This window comes from Mycobacterium sp. smrl_JER01, from assembly GCF_048513595.2.
Lineage (GTDB): Bacteria > Actinomycetota > Actinomycetes > Mycobacteriales > Mycobacteriaceae > Mycobacterium.
Window position 1 is genome coordinate 1,976,808 of record NZ_JBLXXK020000001.1, and the last position, 18,203, is coordinate 1,995,010.

The following is an 18,203-nucleotide window of genomic DNA, read 5'->3' on the forward strand; positions in this document are numbered from 1 at the left end:
TGTGTCAGCTGTCGACGCGGCGGGCGAGATCACCGATCGGGGACGAATCGAGTGCGGCCAGCAGTTCGGCGGCGTCTTCGAAGACCGCCGCCGCACCGGACTCGGTGAGTTCGTCCCGTGACACCCCGCCGCTGAGCACGCCGATCGACGGCACACCCGCGCGGCGCGCCGCCTCGCAGTCCCACACCGCGTCACCGACGAAGATTGCATTGTCTGCGGTGACCCCGGCACGCTCCATCGCGACCTGCACGATGTCGGGTTTGGGCTTGGCGGTGTCGACGTCCTCAGACGACGTCATCGCCGCCACCGCGTCCTCGCTGTCGAGCACCTCACGCAGCATCTGCAGTTCGTCCTCGGGCGCCGAAGTGGCGAGCACCACCTGCAGGCCTCGCGCGGCCACCGCACGCAGCAGCTCCCGGGCCCCCGGCAGCGGAGCGAGCAGTTCTGCGTTCTCTTTGTAGAACGTGCTGTGGCGCTCTTTGAGCGCGTCGAGCACGTTCTCGTCCGCGTCCCCGACGAGGGTGCGGACCAGCGTGGTGCCGTCCATGCCGATACAGCGGTGGATGCGCCAACTGTCCACCGGCAGTTTCTCGGTGGCAAAGGCGCGCACCCAGGCGTACACGTGCAGATAGTTGGAGTCGACGAGGGTGCCGTCGATGTCGAAAAGCACAGCGGGGGAGGACTTGTCGCCGGTCATGCGCCACGCCGGAAAATCAGTCGGTGCCCGGCCGTCTGGCCGGCCACGGCACCGCCGTCAGTGCCGGCGGCGACGAACAGATGCTCTGCCTGAGGTCTCATGGTCCACCTGACTGTCGAGGGATTCCTCGCAGGTACCCCTGCGCTCACATGCCAAACCGTCGGCGGATCCGATCCGTCCGGCCGCGGGCGGGCCCGTTGGGTAATCTTCGCCCATGACCGGCGACGCGCTCGGGGCGCATGCGCTCAGGATGACGACATGAGCGGGGGGCTGTTCGCGCTGCTCGATGACGTCGCGGCGCTGGCCAGGTTGGCAGCGGCGTCCGTCGACGACATCGGTGCCGCGGCGGGCCGGGCGACCGCCAAGGCCGCGGGCGTGGTGGTCGACGACACCGCCGTGACACCTCAGTACGTGCACGGCATCGCCGCCGAGCGCGAGCTGCCGATCATCAAGCGCATCGCGATCGGATCGCTGCGCAACAAGGTCGTGTTCATCCTGCCCGCGGCGCTGCTGCTCAGTCAGTTCGTGCCGTGGCTGTTGACCCCGATCCTGATGCTGGGCGCCACCTATCTGTGTTTCGAAGGCGCCGAGAAGGTGTGGGGCATGATCCGGGGCCACGACACGCACGGGGCGCCGGCAGCGATCCAGGGCGCCGACGCCGAGAAGTTCATGGTGACCGGAGCGATCCGCACCGATTTCATCCTGTCGGCGGAGATCATGGTGATCGCGCTCAACGAGGTGGCCGATCAGCCTTTCGTGCCGCGGCTGATCATCCTGTTGGTCGTCGCCGTGGCGATCACCGCCGCGGTGTACGGCGTGGTCGCCGGCATCGTGAAGATGGACGACATCGGCCTGAAACTGACGCAGCGTTCGTCGGCGTTCACCCGCAGACTCGGTCACGGTCTGGTCGCCGGTATGCCGAAACTGCTGTCGGCGCTGTCAGTCATCGGCACGGTGGCGATGTTGTGGGTGGGCGGTCACATCCTGCTGGTGGGAAGTGACGAACTGGGTTGGCATGGGCCGTACGGACTGGTTCACCACGCCGAGCAATACGTCCATCACCTCGCCGGTGTCGGAGGGTTGCTTGCGTGGCTGATCAACACTGCTGCGTCGGCGGTCATCGGACTCGTCGTGGGGGCGGTGGTCGCCACGGTGGTGCACCTGTTGCCGTTCGGCAAAAAGGCCAAGCACTGAAGCGCCTCAGTTGACGACGGCGAACCGCTTGTCGAATCCGGCCCGCCGAACCCCGAGCTGGTCCTGACGCTGTGCGGCGGTGACGTACACCGTCGTCGGCGGCAGCACTGGGTCGGGCGCCGTGGCATCGAGTGCCGACAGCGGCACCACGGCGGCCGTCACCATCGGCGCATCCGGTGACGTCACGTCGAGGTCCTGGAACCGGATCGACACCGTGCCCTTGTTCAGCCCGCCGGTCGACACCCAGTTGTGCACCCCGGGATCGGTCGGGGAGATGACGATCGTGTAGGTACCGTCCGGGTTCGGCAGGGCCTGGGCATTGTTCAGGCTGGTCTGTTCGTCCCAGTAGTTGTCGGTGATCGTCCACAGGTTCGTGACCGGGACGACGAAGTAGCGCGCGCTACCGGGTGTCACGGTGACGACCAGAGCCTGATCGTCGCGCAGCTGGAAATACCCCGCGCTCTGTCGCTGTGTGGCGAGGAACTCGGCGTTTCGGGTCGGAGGTTTCAACACATTGGGCGCCACTCGCAGGCCGGTGTCCGGGTCGGTGGTGGCGACCTTGATGTACTTGGCCTCCATACCCAGACCCAGCGCCATGATGACCGCCGTGAACACACCACGCACTATTCGCGGCGGTTGCCTCATCGGCGGGATCAACGAGACCACAGTCGTTAGTAGCGGACTCTTGGTGACCAGCGGGCCCAGCCCGGGGATCGCGAATCCCCCGAGTTGACTGAACAGACTGTTGCGCGGGCCGGACAGCCGTTCGATGGTCAGGCTCATCGGTAGTTGGGTAGTCCAGTCCGACAGCGTGTTCCGCACTGCGATCAGCGTGGTGTCGGGAGTCAGCTGCAGGTGATTGCGCTGGCCCGGCAGAGCGGCAGCACCGCTGACGGTGATCGTGAACGAACCGTCATCGTCGACATCGAGATCGCGGCCGCCGAGATAGTCCCCCGTGACACCCGAAAGCCCGGTGAGCACACTGAAACTCGTTTCGGCGGGCAGTGCCCCGAGGAAGGTCCCCCTGATGAGGTAAGTCGAGCTCATGTTCACGCCCATGAAGCGGTAGATGGTGTCCGGGTTGTCGTAGAGGATGCGCGATCCCTGCACGTGCTGGCCGTACCAGCTGTGCGGCGGAGAGACCTGTGTGACGACTGTCGGTGACATCGGGTTGAGTAACTGCTGTTGGAAGGCAGCGCCCATTGCGTACTCGTCAACAGCCCGGAACAGCTGGACCAGGTTGTCCCAGTCGGGCCCGTTGATCTCGCTGTACTCCCGGTGAGCGGTGGCAAGCCAGCCGAGGCCCAGGACGACCTTCATCAGCCGTACCGGCCAGGTCTTCACGGTCGCAGCGGCGATGCGTTCGGCCTCGAGTTGCTGCTCGGTGCCCAGCGGCGTGCCGATGGGTGAAGCCGGCGTCGAGAACTCGGTGGTGGTCGCCGCGGATTGTTCCGGCGGCGTGGTCGCCGCGGCGACGGTCTCCCGTCGCGCGGACCCCGCGAGCGCAAACGCGGCGGCTGATTCGGGACCGGCGGGTTCATCACGTCCGTCGCGAGAGTGCTCTGCGGGTAGCACAACCTCTGGTATGGCGACCGTGACAGCACTATCGGGGTGAGGTGCGTCGTCGGCCTCGTTGGCGCGGGCGTCCTCGTCGTCGCGGGCGTCCTCGTTGTCGTTGGCGTCCTCGTTGTCGTTGGCGTCCTCGTTGTCGTTGTCGTTGGCGTCGGAGTCCTCGAAGCCGGCGTCGACTTCGTCCTCATCGCCGACCGCCCCGCCGCGGAGCCTTTCGCGAGGGTGCACTCCGGGTCGTTGAGGTGCCGTCCCAGCGACGGTGAGATCACTCTCGCGGCTCGATGCAGTCCTCGATGCAGTCGATGTGGTGCCCTCGGCATCGCTTCTCGCGCCGCCAGGCTCGTCCCTCGAGCTCTCGGGCGCCGAAGCGCGGGCAGACGCCGGCGTGGACGACGACCCCGTATTCGTCGAGTCGTCGTCGGCGGCCGCGATGGCAGAGCCGTTCGCGATGGCGATTCCGATGCCGAGCGCCGCGGCCAGCGCCCCGACACGGCCGATCACTCGGCCGTGCAACGCACGCGGGGCATCCAGGTCACCCACCGTGGTTGGCAACTGCGCCGTCGTTGGCAACTGCGCCGTCGTCGCCGACCGCGGTGTCGTTGTCGAGAGCGCCGTCGTTGGCAGCTGCGCCGTCGTCGCCGACCGCGCCGTCGTCGCCGACCGCGCCGTCGTTGCCGAGAGCGGTGTCGTCGTCAACCGCGGCTTCGTTGCCAAGAGCGGCGTCCTTCCGTGCTGACCCCTGCCCCGTACCGTAACGCCGCATGCAGCGCGGATGTCGCAAACCGCCAATTGCTCGGTGCGTAACTTCCGCCGCCACTGCGCACCCGCCGTCAGAGCGGTCCCGTCGAGTCGAGCCAAAGGGTACGAATGGCGCCGGCGGGGGTGTCCGGGCGCCGGTCGCCGACGGCGCGTGCGGTGCGCTGTGGCGATGTCCGGGGCGGGGGTGCGGGGGTGGATTCCGGCCATCGGCCGTGCAATTCCTGCCACCGGAATTATCTGCCTGACCTGCTGGTTTAAGCCGTCAGATCGGAAAGATCGAACACCACCAATCACCACCACCGAGTCGAAACCGCGCGACACGCTCCACGGCTGCGACCCCGACACAGGGAAGAGCACACCATGAAAAACCTCACCATTGCCGCCACCACCGCCATCGCCGCCGGCCTGTCGGCCGCAGTAGTCGGCCTGGCTGCCCCCGCCGCGGCGGCACCCACCGCCGGCAACGCCGATGCCACCATCGCCCAGCTGGAGGCCCAGGGCCACCGGGTCGTGGTCAACCGCCTCTCGGGTGCCCCGCTGTCGGAGGCCTCGGTGGTCGGCGTCCACAAGGGCGGCGACATCCGCTCCACGGTCCGCGACAACCGCTACGACCGCCGCATCTACCAGAACAGCAAAACCGGCGCCAGCGTCTACTACGTCGACGTCAAATAATCATCGACGCCAGACAACCCCGATTCGAAGCGGAACTCGCCGAGACGGTAGGCCGACGCGACGTCAGCCTCCAGTGGTGACACGGGGCCATCTCCCACCGAGGGAGATGGCCCCGTTCGCGTAGGGGTCAGTCTTCGCTGCCGGCGCGGTCTCCGATGAAGGCCCGCAGACGGGGATCTGCACTGGTGAACTCGGCGACCGCCTCACCGCCGTCGCAGCGCAGCAGGGCCACAGTCACCGACGATGCGGTCCGGCTGACCACCCGCCACACCGCTCCGGCGTCCTCCCACCGACGGAGTTCGGCGACGCGGTCGGAGTCCACCGCTTCAGGATCTCACCTAAGCTGCGCGTCGTGCACGGAGTTCTCGGCCTGGCGATCGCGGCAACCTTCATCTGGCTCGGCATGGTGTTGGCGATCTCGTTCCTCGAGGCGCCGCTGAAGTTTCGGGCTCCCGGCGTGACTTTGCAGGTCGGATTGGGCATCGGCAGGCTGGTCTTTCGCGCCCTCAACATATGCGAATGGGTGCTGGCCGCGGCGGCGATGATCTTCACTCCGAAGGACGGCTCGGCCATGCCGGCGTTGGTGGCGCTGGTCGCGGCGACGGCGATGCTGGCATCCCAGATGTTGTTCGTGCGGCCGGCATTGACCCGGCGATCCGATCAGGTCCTGGCCGGAGCGGAGGGACCTCGTTCGCGTGCGCACTACGCGTACGTCGCGCTGGAACTGGCCAAAGTGGCGGCTCTGATCGCCGCCGGTGCCTTACTGCTCACATAACTGTCGAATGTAGGCAAACCTACCCTCACCTGCTCGGGTAGGCTCTGCGGTCACGATGACTGACGCGCTGCCGATCCTGCCCAGGGAGCTCACCGAGCTCAGCGACGAGGTGCGTGCGGTACCGCCGCCGCCGATCCCGCATCTCGACGACCCCTACGACGTCCGCCTGGTGGACCCCGAATCTGATGCGGCGATGATCTCGGAGTGGATGAACCGCCCACATCTGGCCGAAGCGTGGGAGTACGACCGGCCGGTGCAATGGTGGAACGGTTACCTGCGCGCGCAGCTGGGCGGCACCTACTCGCGTCCGCTGATCGGCCTGTTCCGGGGTGAGCCGCACGGCTACATCGAGGTATACCGTGCCGCAAAGGATTCCATCGCGCCCCGGTACGACGCGGATCCGTACGACCTCGGGTTGCACGCCGCCATCGCAGACCTGGACATCGTCAATCGCGGTTTCGGTCCCATCCTGCTGCCGCGGCTGGCCGCCAGCCTGTTCACCATCGAGCCTCGATGCCGTCGCATCATGTTCGACCCGGACCACCGTAACGTGGGGGCGCGCCGGTTGTGCGAGTACGCCCGGTGCGACTTCCTCGGCGAGCACCAAATGTCGAACCGCCGGATGGCACTGTACGCGCTGAACCGCCCGTCCTAGTCGGATAGCGTTGCGCCGCCGATCATCTCGTCGTAGCTGTCGAAATCCGGCTTCATGGCGGCGGCGACCAGCTCCCAGAGCACTTCATCGGTGCCGCCGCCCACACGGGCGAGCTTCATGTCCCGCCACCAACGGCCCAGTGGAGTTTCGTCGACCAGATAGCCCGAACCGCCGAAGATGTGCATGCATTCGGAGAGCACTTCTTCGCCGAGTCTGGCCGCGCTGACCTTGACACCGGCGGCGGCCCGCAGATCCAACCGCCCCTGTGCGGCGATCCCGTTGAGCGCGTGGCGAAGAAGGTCGACTCTGGCTTGCAGGTCAGCCATCCGCATTCTCAGTGCCTGGTGTTCGAACAGGGTCGCGCCGAACTGACGGCGCTGGACCATGCGCGCGTGGGTCACGCCCAGTACGCGCTGGCATGACGAGGCCACCTGTCCTGCGATCGACATGCGTTCGTGTGCAAGGCCCCACGAGATGGCGGCCAACCCGGTCCCGGCACGTGCCACCAGATGGTCGGCCGGCACCCAGGTGTCGATGTGGACGGCCGCGGTATCCAGCGGTCCGGCGCCGACCTTGCGGTACGGCGTCTGGACCTCGACCTGGGTGGTGGGGACGGCCATGACGAGGACGTTGCCGTGACGACTGTGCGGATCGTGGTCGACGCCACGCGCGACGACGATGATGTGATCGGCGATGGGTGAGAGTGAGACGTACTTCTTGACCCCACAAATGTGGAAACCGTCTCGGACAGAACGTACTTCGGTCTCGACGATCTGCAGGTCGGATCCGCCGGACTCCTCGGAAGCGCCGATGCACAACACGGCTTCGCCGTCGATGGCCTGCTCGCACACCGCTTTCAGGTGCTCCGACTTGCCGAATCTGCGGAGCACCGCGATCGCCGAATCGTGCAGGCTCACACCCACCCCGATCCCTGCCGAGCCCAAGTGGCCGAGCCGGAACGCCAGTTCGTTGAGCTTCGCAACGTCGGGATGCTGGCCGCCGGCGGGGCCCCACTTGCTGCGGAAAACTCCGGCGGCGCCGAGGTGTTCGATCAGTTTACGGGGAAACCGTTCCGAGGATTCGGCTTCCGTGGTCCAGGTGGTGACCCGGTCGTCGAAAACCGCGGTGAGGAGGTCGCGGTAACCTTCGATGTCGATGGGGACGGATGTGGTCATACCCGTGCCGCCTCCAGATCGTGTTTGACCTCCAGGCGCCGCAGTTTGCCCGAGGAAGTCCGTGGTAGCGATCCGGGTGAGAGGAAAACCACGTCGGCGGGAACCACCCCGCACTGTGCCGCGACTCGTTGCACCACTTCGCTTCTGGCTCCCGCTTCGTCGGGGCCTCGGAACTCCGCGGCGATGACCAGGCCCTGTCTGGCCGAATCGCCGTCGGTGCCGACTGCGACCACAGCGCCTTCGCGTACCCCCCGAACCTGGCCTGCGACCCGTTCGACTTCGCTCGGGAAGATGTTGCGGCCGGCGATGGTGATGAGCTCTTTGATGCGGCCGCACACGACCAGCCCGTCATCGGTGAGGTAGCCGAGATCACCGGTGCGGAACCATTCACCGGGTGTCAGCGGGTCCTGTCCCAGGTAGCCCGTCATCATCGAGGTGCCGCGGATCTCGATCTCGCCGACCGACCGACCCCCGACGGGTCCGGCGTCCTCGACGTCCGAGATCCGCAGTTCCATGCCAGGAATCGGCGCGCCGAGAACGGCGTGCCGGCGCACGGCGGCGGTCTCCGGGTCGACGGTCTCCTCGACGACGAGCCCTGTTCCGGGCTTGGGGGAGGTGACAGCGCAGGTGGATTCGGCCAGCCCATAGGACGGTGCGGCCGCGCGGGGATCGAGCCCGAAGGCGGCCAGTTCGTCGAGGAAGAGCTGGAAGCCCGCACAGTCGATCGGCTCGCCACCGTTGATGGTGAACCGTAGCCGGCCGAGGTCGACGTCTGGGACTCTGCGTGCGTACTTACCGATCACCGAGTACGCGAAGTTCGGTGCGGCGGTGAGGCTTGCACGACTCTGAGACAGCCAGTTGAGCCATCGAAACGGTGACGCGGCGAACGCCGAGGTAGGCGCGACCCACATCTCGGCCCCGGACAGCAGACCGGTGAGAAGAAACGTCAGGCCCATGTCGTGATAGAGCGGTAGCCAGGTCAGGCCCACATCGTCGGACGCGTCCACCGCAGTGTGCTGCAGCAGCGCGGTCACGTTGCTCATCACCGCTTCAGCAGACAGCAGGGCCGTGCGTGGTGTGCCGGTCGATCCCGCCGTGCCCTGCAGCACCGCAACGTCGGAGTCCGGGGCGGCCTGCGGGGACAGCGTGGTCGACCGCCGCGCAGTGCCGGCCAGTGCGACGTCGTGGACTGTCAGCCCAGAAGTATTCCCACGCAACAGATCTGGGTAGGAGCCGTGGCTGAAGACCTGCGTGACGCCGATTCCGGTGAAGCGGTCGGCGGTGACGTGTGCCCACTGCCGTTCGTCGGCGCCCCGTACCGGTCCGGGGAGGATCGACAGGGCTCGGCCGGCCAGCCAGGCGCCCTGGATTGCGGCGACGAACTCGACGGTGGGTTCACCCACGAGCCCGACGGCGCCCTGCGGCCCGTCCAGCACGCGCTCAGCGACGTTCTCGGCCCGCGCGTGGACCTCCTGCCACGGATGGCGGGTCCATTCTCCGCTAGCACGGTCGAGCAACACCAGGTCGCGAGTGCTCTGCGTCATCGCCCGGGACAACGCGGTCGCGAGCATGTTCACCGGGCCGCAGGCACCTTCGCCAGGATCGCCGATTCGAGATCGCCCACGGTGTTGCAGGTGAGCAGATCCTCTTCGGACAGGGCGACGCCGAGTTTGTCCTCGATGGCAACCATGCCGACCGCGAAGGCCACCGAGTCCAGGCCGACGTCGTCGATGAGGCGAGACTCGCGGTTCACACGGCTGATGTCGACGTTCAGGTCGTCACGCAGAATCTCCTCCAAGGCCGCGCTGATCTCTGGCGTGGAAGGCGGGGGCGGCGACGCGGAGGGCGACGCTGACGATGACGCTGACGATGACGTGGTCATGGCGGCAGAGGTTACCTCGTTAGATAAAGATAGGCTACCCTCACAACCGCCTGGCGAGGTCGGCTGTGCGGGTGACGGTGCGCCGTCCATCGAGGATCCAGCGTGCTGTCCGGCGCGCCCAGGTAGCAGAATCAACACCATGGCGGCCAACCCCCGCGCCGGACAGCCGGCGCAACCCGAGGATCTCATCGACATCGCCGCGGTGGTGACGGCCTACTACACCGTCGCGCCCGACCCGGACAACGTGGATCAGCAAGTGGCGTTCGGCACCTCGGGTCACCGAGGTTCCAGCTTGGACGCAGCGTTCAACGAGGCCCACATCCTGGCAACCACCCAGGCCATCGTGGAGTACCGTGCCGCGCAGGGCACCACCGGGCCGGTGTTCATCGGCCGCGACACCCACGCACTCTCGGAACCCGCATGGGCATCGGCGCTGGAGGTGCTGGCGGCCAACGACGTTGTCGCCATGATCGACTCGGCTGACCGGTACACCCCGACCCCGGCGGTGAGCCACGCCATCCTGTCGTTCAATCGTGGCCGCGAGGGTGACTTCGCCGACGGGATCGTGGTGACCCCGTCGCACAACCCGCCGCGCGACGGTGGGTTCAAATACAACCCGCCCAACGGAGGCCCCGCCGACACTGACGCCACCAGCGTGATCGCCAAGCGGGCCAACGAGATCCTGCGCGACGGACTGCGGCCGGTCAAGCGCATGCCACTGGCGCGGGCGCTGGGCACCGCCGAGCGGCACGACTACCTCGACGCGTACGTGACCGACCTGCCCAACGTGGTCGATCTGCACGCGATCAGTGCCGAGGGGATCCGCATCGGTGCCGACCCCCTCGGCGGGGCCGCGGTGGACTACTGGGGCGCGATCGCCGAGCAGCACAACCTGAATCTGACCGTGGTCAACCCGTTGGTGGATGCCACCTGGCGGTTCATGACGCTGGACACCGACGGCAAGATTCGGATGGACTGCAGTTCACCCAATGCAATGGCTGCGCTCGTGGGCACCATGACCAGCGGCACCGAGTCCTATCAGATCGCGACCGGCAATGATGCCGACTCCGACCGGCACGGCATCGTGACCCCCGACGGCGGTCTGCTCAACCCGAACCACTACCTCGCGGTGGCGATCGACTACCTGTTCGGCCACCGACCGGAGTGGGCCGCACAGACCGCGGTCGGCAAGACGGCGGTGAGCTCGTCGATCATCGATCGTGTGGTCGGGGGACTGGGCCGCAGCCTGGTCGAGGTTCCGGTGGGCTTCAAATGGTTCGTCGACGGGTTGATCGGCGGCACCATCGGGTTCGGTGGCGAGGAGAGCGCCGGCGCGTCGTTTCTGCGGCGCGACGGGTCGGTCTGGACCACCGACAAGGACGGGATCATCTTGGCGTTGTTGGCCTCGGAGATCCTGGCGGTCACCGGCAAGTCGCCGTCGCAGCGCTATGCCGAACTCGCCGCGACCTACGGTGCGCCCACCTACGCGCGCATCGATGCCCCGGCGAATCGGGAGCAGAAGGCGCGACTGGCCAAACTGTCACCCGAGCAGGTGAGCGCCACCGAACTGGCGGGTGAACCGATCACGGCGAAGCTCACCACCGCTCCCGGCAACGGGGCACCTCTGGGCGGGTTGAAGGTGACGACGGAGAATGCGTGGTTCGCCGCGCGTCCGTCGGGCACCGAGGACGTCTACAAGATCTACGCCGAATCATTCCGCGGCGCCGAGCATCTCGCCGAGGTTCAGGACGCGGCGCGCGAAGTGGTGGCGGCGGTCATTTCGTGAGGCCGGTCGCTTCGTGAGCTCGCGCACGGACCGCGACTGTCCGGGCGCGACGAAACGGCGACTCCCCCGCGAAGTGTGGGTGCTGGTTGTCGCAAATGTCGTGGTGGCGCTCGGCTACGGGGTGGTTGCTCCGGTGCTGCCGCAGTATGCGCGGCATTTCGGGGTCAGCATCAGCGCCGCGACCTTCGTCATCACCGCGTTCGCCGTGATGCGCCTGATCGGCGCGCCGCCGGCCGGGCTGCTGGTGCAGAAGCTGGGGGAGCGCCGCATCTATATCAGCGGGCTGCTGATCGTCGCGCTGTCGACCGCGGCCTGTGCCTTTGCCGAAACCTATTGGCAGTTGCTGCTGTTCCGATCGCTCGGCGGTGTCGGTTCGGCGATGTTCACGGTGTCGTCGCTGGGCCTGATGATCCGCATCTCGCCCCCCGATGCGCGCGGACGGGTGGCCGGGCTGTTCTCCTCGGGCTTCATGTTCGGGTCCGTCGGCGGCCCCATCCTGGGAAGTCTGACGGTGGGATTCGGGCTCTCGGCGCCGTTCCTGATCTACGGCGCAGCGCTGTTGGTCGCGGCCGCCGTCGTATTCGTCAGCCTGCGCAACTCGACGGTCATCGGCCAGGCCGACGACGAGGTCGAGACGCCGGTGCCGTTCCGGACGGTGTTCCGGCACCGGGCCTACCGAGCGGCGCTGTTCTCGAATTTCGCCACCGGGTGGGCGTCCTTCGGACTGCGCATCGCGCTGGTGCCGTTGTTCGTCGTCGAGGTGCTGGGACGTGGGCCGGGCGCGGCCGGCCTGGCGTTGACCGCGTTCGCGGTGGGCAACATCTCCGTGGTCATTCCGAGCGGGTACCTGTCGGACCGGCTGGGGCGGCGCAAGCTGATGATCTTCGGGCTGACGCTCGCGGCGGTGTCGACTGCGCTGGTCGGATTCACGACGTCGCTTCCGGTGTTCCTTGCCGCGGCGTATGTGGCCGGTGCAGCTACCGGGATCTTCGTCTCCCCGCAGCAGGCCGCGGTGGCCGATGTGGTGGGTAACAAGTCGCGGGGCGGAACAGCGATCGCGACATTCCAGATGATGGCCGACTTCGGCTCGATCGGCGGCTCACTGCTGGTCGGCCTGATCGCGCAGTACACGTCTTTCGGATGGGCGTTCCTGGTCAGTGGCCTGATCCTGGGTATCGCGGCGGTCGGGTGGATCTTTGCCCCCGAAACCCGCCCGCGCCCGTCCACCGACCACACGCAGGCCCGCCCGCTGGGTCCAGAGGCGGGCGGAGAAGTGCCGTGACCAGCGATTTTGAGCGGCAACCTCTCGTGGTGTAGCTTCGATGAGCACAACATCAAGGGGCTATGGCGCAGTTGGTAGCGCACCACACTGGCAGTGTGGGGGTCAGGGGTTCGAATCCCCTTAGCTCCACCACAAGCGCATGAGACATCCCGCTTCGACCACTGGTCGGGGCGGGATTCTTGATTTCGCATCGCGCTGCTTTCCGCGCATATTCGCCGGGCGCAGTCGACCCAGTGGGTCCGCCTACCTGCGTCCGCTGACCGGCGCCGAGGATCGTCCCAGCGCCGGCATTGGCCACCCACGTTGACCGGTCGCAAGGACCGGTCGTCATCGGCGGGTATGTGGACTCGTCGGGTATGTGGACTCGCGGGTATGTGGAAGCGATCGTCGGACATGTGGAAGCGCCGGGGTGGCGACAGTAGCCGCGAGTGAAATGCCAGGCATGCCAGGCATGCGACCCAGTCTTGAGCGCCACGGTCAGGCGGCTTGGTGGTCGGGTGGTGCGGGGCCGCCGGGTTGGTCGGTGGTGTCGGCGGGGGTGGGGGTGTCCGGGTCGGCTGTGCTGGTGTTGTCGCTGTTGGTGTTGTCCGGTTCGGTGTCGTTGTGTTCGGTGTCGTTGTGGTGGGGTTCGGGTGGGTGGAGGAGTCGTTCGGGTTGGTGGTGGTAGTTGATGCGGTGTTGGCCGGTGTCGAGCTGTGGTGGTGGGGTTCGGGTGGGTGGAGGAGTCGTTCGGGTTGGTGGTGGTAGTTGATGCGGTGTTGGCCGGTGTCCAGCTGTGGGGGTGGGGTCCATTCGACTTCGCAGCGGTCGTTGATGGTGGTGGTCCAGCCGCTGTGGGTGGTGACGCTGCGGTTGTCGGGGCCGCAGGCCAGGCCGAGTTCGTCGATGTTGGTGTTGCCGCCGTCGGTCCAGTCGGCGGTGGCGTGGTGGACCTGGCAGCCGTAGGCGCCGATGGTGCAGCCGGGTTTGGTGCAGCCGCCGTCGCGGGCGATCAGCATGATCCGCTGGGCCGGCGATGCGATGCGTTTGGTGCGGAGCAGGTCCAGCGCTGATCCGGTGGCGCGGTCGAACACTGCCAGGTAGTGGTGGGCGTGGCGGGCCATCTGGATCACCTCGGCGATCGGCACCATGGTGCCTCCGCCGGTGACACCGATCCCGGCCCGCGACTGCAGGTCTTGGAGGGTGGTGCGGATGATGACCGAGACCGGTAACCCGTTGAGGTGTCCGAGTTGCCCGCTCATCAACGCGATCCGCCCGATGGCCAGGAGTGCGTCGTGTTGACGTTGGGCCAGGCTGCGGTGGTCGTTGTCGATCTGGGCCTGTGACGGTGTGCCCGAGGTGCAGGGCTGGTCATCATCGGCATTGCACATGCCGGGGGCGGCGTATTTGGCGAAGATCGCTTCCCACACCGCCCACGCTTGTGGGGTCAGCGTCGCCGACAGGTCGACCATGCCGTCGGTGCGCTGTTTGTGCTTGGTGAGCGCGCGTTTGCGGGCGCGTTCGGTGTCATCGGGTTCGGGTCCGTCCTGATCAAGCAGGAACAGGGTGCGCTCGGCGGCGTCTTTGAGTTCTTTGGGGCCGATCCCGACCGCGGTGCGGACCAGGTCGACCTCGAACTGGTCGCGGGTGGCGGTGTCGATGAACCCGGGCACCTTGGCCAGGGCTTTGCTGATCACCTCGACATGTTCGGCGTTGATCAACCCGTGGGCCTGGGCGGCGGCGGTGGCGGGCAACAGTGGTGGCAGCGCGGGTCCGGTCACCGCGGGGCGCGGCGCCAACACCGCGGCCTCGGTGAGCCGGCGGTGGGCCTCGCGGGTCGAGATCCGCCACCGGACCGACAGCACCTCTTTCCACGATTTGGCGCCCATCTGCTGCGGGGTCGCCTCGACCTGCAGGCGGGCCAACAACCGGTGACCCACCGCGGGCAGCCGACATCCCAACGTTTCGAGATCATCGAGCACATCGACCAACTCGTCTCGGGTCAACAGGTCGACCTCACCGGCGGCCACCTCATCGAAGGCCGCACACAACGCCCTCACCGCGACCTGCAAAGCACTCCCCGACATGGTTCGAACATACATTCGACCACCGACAAGTTCGGCCCCCTCGTCTCCGAAGGGGCCGAACCTGCATCGTGCTGAATCAGGCGTCGCCGCCGGACTTTCCGGACGTGCCTGAGGTGTCGCTACCGGACTTGTCGGTTTTGTCCGAGCCGTCGCCACCGGACTTGTCGGACCTGTTGCTATCACGGTCGTTGTCACCGCCGACGGACTTGTCGTCGGAATCGGCCGCCGATTCGTCGGAGTCGGTGTCAGTGGACTCGTCGACGTTCGCACTGTCCTCGGCGTCCTCGTCAACGGTGTCCTCGTCAACGGTGTCCTCGTCCACGGTGTCCTCGTCCACGGTGTCCTCGTCGACCGGGCCCTCGTCGGCGTCCTCACCAGTGCCCTCGTCCGTGACGTCGGTCGGGTCGGTGACGGTCTCGTCCGTTTCGCCCTCGCCGGTTGCCGGCACGGTTCCCTCAGCGGGCGTCGGCTCGGTCGGTGTTGTGATACCGGCCTGCTCCGCAGCGCTTCCCGGGGCGTCCTCGTCGGTTCCGGTGCTGACGGTCAGCGAGACCAGGTCGGTATCGGCGCTCAGATCGGTCGACGACACCGCTGTCAATTCGCTTGCGGCCGTGCTGGTCTCGTCGGCATCCTGCTGTGACAATCCCGCCAGCGCCGCGGCGATCGCCTTGGGAAGTTGGACGAAGAACGCGTCGATGGGGCCGTCCTTGCTGAACAGGCCCGGGAAGAACTCCCATTCGGCGGCGACGCTCGGCTGATAACCGTTGAGGAAGGCGTTGAGCACCTTGGCCGGCGCGTTGATCACCTCGCTGACGGCGGTGACCCAGTCACCGTCGTAGATCGACGCGGAGACGACGTTGAGGATGTCGGTGAGCTGGTAGATCGCGGTGATCGGCGGGCTGAGCAGCGAGTAGGCGTAGCCCGTGGTCGCGTTGTTGCCGACGAACACCGCGTCGAGCACGGCCCCGACGGCGGTCAGGCCGAAGTCCCGCGCGATCTCGCCCGGAATCTTGAAGACCGGTTCCAGTGGCCAGCCCAGTTCACCGAGTCCGAAGATGCTCCAGCTGGTGACCGTGGCGAATGCCTGGGTGAACTGTCCCTGGAGCACGAAGTCCCACGCGGTCTGCAACGCCGCGGGCAACTCGGCGAAGTGCTCCGTGTAGCCCGCGCTCGATTCGGCGAACCCGGTCTTGATCGTGCCGGCGTAGGTCGACAGATTGCCGAAGAAGCGCTCCAAGCCCGGTACCGGGTTGAACACAGCGGAGGCGATCTCGCTGTACAGAGACGAGTTGGTGATGATCTCCCACGCCGCCGGCAGGCCTTCGGTGAACAGGCCGGACCCCTGGGCGCCGAGGTTGCCCACGGTGGTCGTGATGGTGTCGCCCCAGACGCCGATCGGGTCGATCCACGCGGACAGCTCCACCGCGCGATCCTGGGTGGCGGGCAGGGTCGGGACCACCGGGTTGATGGCGATGACCGATGCGCCGGCGATAGCCACGGCTGCACCCAGCAATTTTGTCGGGCGAGGAGATGGTGAAGAAAGAGCGGTCCAACGCTGCTGGACCGAGTCGGCACTGTAGGCCAATTGCACGGTAGCTCCCGGATTTAACTCAATGATTCAAGCGGATACGGCACCTGAAGATTAGCTGAGGCTAACCTGAGTAACAAGCTCTACGTCGAGTGTCAGCTATTCATCACCAAGTAGCTGAATGCAAAGATTGCCGCGCGTCGGGGCGTGTTGCCCAAGGGCGCGCGGGGTTCGCGAGGGCCGGCAGAGGGGCCGATCGACGCGAACATATCCAATCCCTGCCGTCCCATGGGGCCCACGTCCGGGGACGTGTCGCGCGTCACGCGGACCGGTGGCCGGGTTACCGCACGGGCGATCGGCGATCACGTTGTGCCGTTTCTGTGTTTTCACTGGTGGGCGCTTGCTAGCCTGCTGTCAGGCCGTGGGGAGACGGCCGATTGGAGTGCGCCACTGCTGGGACCGAGCACGTTCGGGGGTTGGTGTGGACTTGCAGACCCGCGCCGGGTCCTGATGCGCGACCCCGGGAGTGCCGGTGACGATCTTGCGGCCGCCGAGGCCCACTATCGCCGGCTGCTGGATCGAAGCCTGGTCCCGATCTGTATTCACGATGGCGACACGGTCCGCTACGTCAACACACCCGCGGTGCGGGCGCTCGGTGCGACCGACTCCACGGACATCGTCGGCCGGTCGCTGACGGACTTCGTTCACCCGCTGTCGCTGGCCGCCGTCACCAGCACCCTGGCTGCTTTACGCGAGGACGGCGATTCCACTGCGCCCGCCCGATACTCGCTGTTGCGGGTCGACGGCACCGAGTTGGTGGTCCAGGCCGTGGCGGCGCTGCGGATGGAGGCCGGCACTGCGGTGTACGAAGTCATCTTCCGTGAGCCGCTGCCGGTACGGCTCGGTGCTGACCGGGTGCGGGTGAACAAGCCCACCGAAGCCATCATCGCCACCACCGTCGACGGCATCGTCACCGAATGGAACGCCGACGCACACGACCTCTACGGCAGATCCGCGCAGGAGGTCGTGGGAACGCCGATCGAGCGGGCCGTCGGTGCCGGACTCGACCCGCGCGAGCTCTCGGCGGTGAACGGGCGCGCGATCGCGACACACGTCGACGCGGACGGCGCGCCGCTGCGAGTGCGCGTGCTGGCCATCAGGACCAACGACGGTTACGTGGTCGTGTGCGACACCGTCGCCGATGCCGGACCAGGGGATGAACGCCTGCATGACGTGCTCGATCTGCTCCACGACGGCGTGATCATCGTGGGCAACGACGGACGGTTCCAGTTCGCCAACGCCGCGGCCCGTCAGATCCTGGGGCAGGGCGCCGAAACTCTGGTCGGCACGCACCACAGCAGTCATGCCGACGCGGTGTCGATGTACGACGCCCGGGGCCGTCGCATCGCCGCGGAGTCGCAGCCGCTGCGGTCGATCCTCGACACCGGGCTCAGCGTGCGCGGGCAGGTGATCGGTATCGACCGGCTCGACGGCACCCGCGTCTGGGTGACCGGGCACGGTTGCCTGGTCACGCCGGACGATCCTGAGAACTCCTCTGTGCTGATGTCTTTCACCGATATCACCGAGCACCACGATGCGCGTGAGCGCCTGTTGCACGAGGCGACGCACGACTGGCTCACCGGCCTGCCGAATCGCGGCTATGCCCTGGACCAGGCGGCGACGGGGTTGACGCGGACCGGTGCGGACCGGTTGTCGGCGGTGCTGTTCATCGACCTGGACCGGCTGAAGGCGGTGAACGACGGTCATGGCCACACCATCGGCGACGAGGTGCTGCGCCGGGCCGCCCACCGGATGCGGTCGGCGACACGGGCCCAGGACCTGGTCGCCCGCATCGGCGGTGACGAGTTCGTGGTGCTGCTGACGGGACCGTTGGGCGATGGCGATCTGGACCGCATCGCCGAACGTCTGCACCGGGTACTCGACGAGGACATCGTTGTCGGACCACTGACCCTGCAGATCGGCGCGAGCATCGGTATCACCGTGGTCGACCCCGCAGACGACCGCAGCCTGTCCGAGGTGCTCAGGGACGCCGACATCGCGATGTATCGGGCCAAAGCCCAAGGTCGCGCCGCCACAGCCTATTTCGAGGACGCCGAGTCCGGACCGCCGAACCGCGGGTAATGACCTCAGCGGCGCGGA

Annotated in this window: 16 protein-coding genes, 1 tRNA gene and 1 pseudogene; 8 read left to right on the forward strand and 10 right to left on the reverse strand. The window is 67.0% G+C overall.

The window, feature by feature from the left end:
• Positions 1–4 precede the first annotated feature (4 nt).
• Positions 5–697: an HAD family hydrolase gene (locus tag ACNUDN_RS09285; protein ID WP_419121669.1), complete on the reverse strand. Its 693-nt coding sequence runs from the start codon at positions 695–697 to the stop codon at positions 5–7.
• A 258-nt stretch (positions 698–955) separates the two neighbouring features.
• On the opposite strand from ACNUDN_RS09285, the gene ACNUDN_RS09290 reads away from it, so the two are divergent.
• Positions 956–1,891 (forward strand): DUF808 domain-containing protein, encoded by a 936-nt coding sequence (locus ACNUDN_RS09290; RefSeq protein ID WP_419121670.1) that lies wholly within the window; start codon positions 956–958, stop codon positions 1,889–1,891.
• A gap of 6 nt (positions 1,892–1,897) precedes the next feature.
• On the opposite strand, the gene ACNUDN_RS09295 is transcribed toward ACNUDN_RS09290, so the two are convergent.
• Positions 1,898–4,015: a DUF1214 domain-containing protein gene (locus ACNUDN_RS09295; protein WP_419121671.1), complete on the reverse strand. Its 2,118-nt coding sequence runs from the start codon at positions 4,013–4,015 to the stop codon at positions 1,898–1,900.
• The gene (locus ACNUDN_RS09300) at positions 3,996–4,226 is read right to left on the reverse strand and encodes a hypothetical protein (protein WP_419121672.1); all 231 of its coding nucleotides are present in this window, start codon (positions 4,224–4,226) and stop codon (positions 3,996–3,998) included. Before ACNUDN_RS09300 ends, ACNUDN_RS09295 begins: the two co-directional genes overlap by 20 nt.
• Positions 4,227–4,582: 356 nt before the next feature.
• Between ACNUDN_RS09300 and ACNUDN_RS09305 the strand changes: the two genes are divergently transcribed.
• Entirely contained in the window at positions 4,583–4,894 is a 312-nt protein-coding gene (locus ACNUDN_RS09305) for a hypothetical protein (protein WP_419121673.1), read from the forward strand.
• Positions 4,895–5,021: 127 nt separating this feature from the next.
• On the opposite strand, the gene ACNUDN_RS09310 is transcribed toward ACNUDN_RS09305, so the two are convergent.
• The gene (locus ACNUDN_RS09310) at positions 5,022–5,216 is read right to left on the reverse strand and encodes a hypothetical protein (protein WP_419121674.1); all 195 of its coding nucleotides are present in this window, start codon (positions 5,214–5,216) and stop codon (positions 5,022–5,024) included.
• Between the two features lie 81 nt (positions 5,217–5,297).
• On the opposite strand from ACNUDN_RS09310, the gene ACNUDN_RS09315 reads away from it, so the two are divergent.
• Positions 5,298–5,669, forward strand: coding sequence for a hypothetical protein (locus ACNUDN_RS09315; RefSeq protein ID WP_419125085.1), 372 nt, complete (start codon positions 5,298–5,300; stop codon positions 5,667–5,669).
• Between the two features lie 55 nt (positions 5,670–5,724).
• Complete coding sequence (locus ACNUDN_RS09320) at positions 5,725–6,324, forward strand: GNAT family N-acetyltransferase (RefSeq protein ID WP_419121675.1); 600 nt, start codon at positions 5,725–5,727, stop codon at positions 6,322–6,324.
• Here ACNUDN_RS09320 and mbtN read toward each other — a convergent pair.
• From mbtN to ACNUDN_RS09335, 3 genes are read right to left on the reverse strand one after another with little or no spacing between them, the layout of a single operon-like run.
• Positions 6,321–7,499 (reverse strand): mycobactin biosynthesis acyl-ACP dehydrogenase MbtN, encoded by a 1,179-nt coding sequence (mbtN, locus tag ACNUDN_RS09325; RefSeq protein ID WP_419121676.1) that lies wholly within the window; start codon positions 7,497–7,499, stop codon positions 6,321–6,323. The genes ACNUDN_RS09320 and mbtN overlap by 4 nt on opposite strands.
• Entirely contained in the window at positions 7,496–9,076 is a 1,581-nt protein-coding gene (gene mbtM / locus ACNUDN_RS09330) for a long-chain-fatty acid--ACP ligase MbtM (protein WP_419121677.1), read from the reverse strand. Before mbtM ends, mbtN begins: the two co-directional genes overlap by 4 nt.
• A complete protein-coding gene (locus ACNUDN_RS09335; protein ID WP_419121678.1) occupies positions 9,073–9,381 on the reverse strand; it encodes an acyl carrier protein in 309 nt (102 codons plus the stop codon). Before ACNUDN_RS09335 ends, mbtM begins: the two co-directional genes overlap by 4 nt.
• A gap of 139 nt (positions 9,382–9,520) precedes the next feature.
• On the opposite strand from ACNUDN_RS09335, the gene pgm reads away from it, so the two are divergent.
• The 3 genes from pgm (at position 9,521) to ACNUDN_RS09350 (ending at position 12,581) form a co-directional block, all read left to right on the forward strand.
• On the forward strand, positions 9,521–11,167 hold the full coding sequence (gene pgm / locus ACNUDN_RS09340) for a phosphoglucomutase (alpha-D-glucose-1,6-bisphosphate-dependent) (RefSeq protein ID WP_419121679.1): 1,647 nt from the start codon (positions 9,521–9,523) through the stop codon (positions 11,165–11,167).
• A gap of 13 nt (positions 11,168–11,180) precedes the next feature.
• The gene (locus ACNUDN_RS09345; RefSeq protein ID WP_419121680.1) at positions 11,181–12,449 is read left to right on the forward strand and encodes an MFS transporter; all 1,269 of its coding nucleotides are present in this window, start codon (positions 11,181–11,183) and stop codon (positions 12,447–12,449) included.
• A gap of 56 nt (positions 12,450–12,505) precedes the next feature.
• A tRNA-Ala gene (locus ACNUDN_RS09350) sits at positions 12,506–12,581 on the forward strand.
• Positions 12,582–12,926: 345 nt separating this feature from the next.
• Here the strand turns inward: ACNUDN_RS09350 and ACNUDN_RS09355 are convergent.
• From ACNUDN_RS09355 to ACNUDN_RS09365, 3 genes and pseudogenes are all read right to left on the reverse strand, one after another.
• On the reverse strand, positions 12,927–13,241 hold the full coding sequence (locus tag ACNUDN_RS09355; protein ID WP_431959742.1) for a hypothetical protein: 315 nt from the start codon (positions 13,239–13,241) through the stop codon (positions 12,927–12,929).
• Positions 13,159–14,530: pseudogene (locus ACNUDN_RS09360) on the reverse strand (HNH endonuclease signature motif containing protein); the annotation flags it as partial. The pseudogene ACNUDN_RS09360 and the gene ACNUDN_RS09355, both read right to left, overlap by 83 nt.
• A 61-nt stretch (positions 14,531–14,591) precedes the next feature.
• Complete coding sequence (locus ACNUDN_RS09365; RefSeq protein WP_419121681.1) at positions 14,592–16,013, reverse strand: hypothetical protein; 1,422 nt, start codon at positions 16,011–16,013, stop codon at positions 14,592–14,594.
• 540 nt (positions 16,014–16,553) lie between these two features.
• Between ACNUDN_RS09365 and ACNUDN_RS09370 the strand changes: the two genes are divergently transcribed.
• Positions 16,554–18,185, forward strand: coding sequence for a diguanylate cyclase domain-containing protein (locus ACNUDN_RS09370; protein WP_419121682.1), 1,632 nt, complete (start codon positions 16,554–16,556; stop codon positions 18,183–18,185).
• Positions 18,186–18,203 lie beyond the last annotated feature (18 nt).

Coding starts and splice junctions, on each gene's coding strand:
- ACNUDN_RS09285 (WP_419121669.1), bottom strand. CDS start 697: ATGACCGGCGACAAGTCCTCCCCCGCTGTGCTTTTCGACATCGACGGC.
- ACNUDN_RS09290 (WP_419121670.1), top strand. CDS start 956: ATGAGCGGGGGGCTGTTCGCGCTGCTCGATGACGTCGCGGCGCTGGCC.
- ACNUDN_RS09300 (WP_419121672.1), bottom strand. CDS start 4,226: ATGCGGCGTTACGGTACGGGGCAGGGGTCAGCACGGAAGGACGCCGCT.
- ACNUDN_RS09305 (WP_419121673.1), top strand. CDS start 4,583: ATGAAAAACCTCACCATTGCCGCCACCACCGCCATCGCCGCCGGCCTG.
- ACNUDN_RS09315 (WP_419125085.1), top strand. CDS start 5,298: ATGGTGTTGGCGATCTCGTTCCTCGAGGCGCCGCTGAAGTTTCGGGCT.
- ACNUDN_RS09320 (WP_419121675.1), top strand. CDS start 5,725: ATGACTGACGCGCTGCCGATCCTGCCCAGGGAGCTCACCGAGCTCAGC.
- mbtN (WP_419121676.1), bottom strand. CDS start 7,499: ATGACCACATCCGTCCCCATCGACATCGAAGGTTACCGCGACCTCCTC.
- ACNUDN_RS09335 (WP_419121678.1), bottom strand. CDS start 9,381: ATGACCACGTCATCGTCAGCGTCATCGTCAGCGTCGCCCTCCGCGTCG.
- pgm (WP_419121679.1), top strand. CDS start 9,521: ATGGCGGCCAACCCCCGCGCCGGACAGCCGGCGCAACCCGAGGATCTC.
- ACNUDN_RS09355 (WP_431959742.1), bottom strand. CDS start 13,241: ATGGACCCCACCCCCACAGCTGGACACCGGCCAACACCGCATCAACTA.
- ACNUDN_RS09370 (WP_419121682.1), top strand. CDS start 16,554: ATGCGCGACCCCGGGAGTGCCGGTGACGATCTTGCGGCCGCCGAGGCC.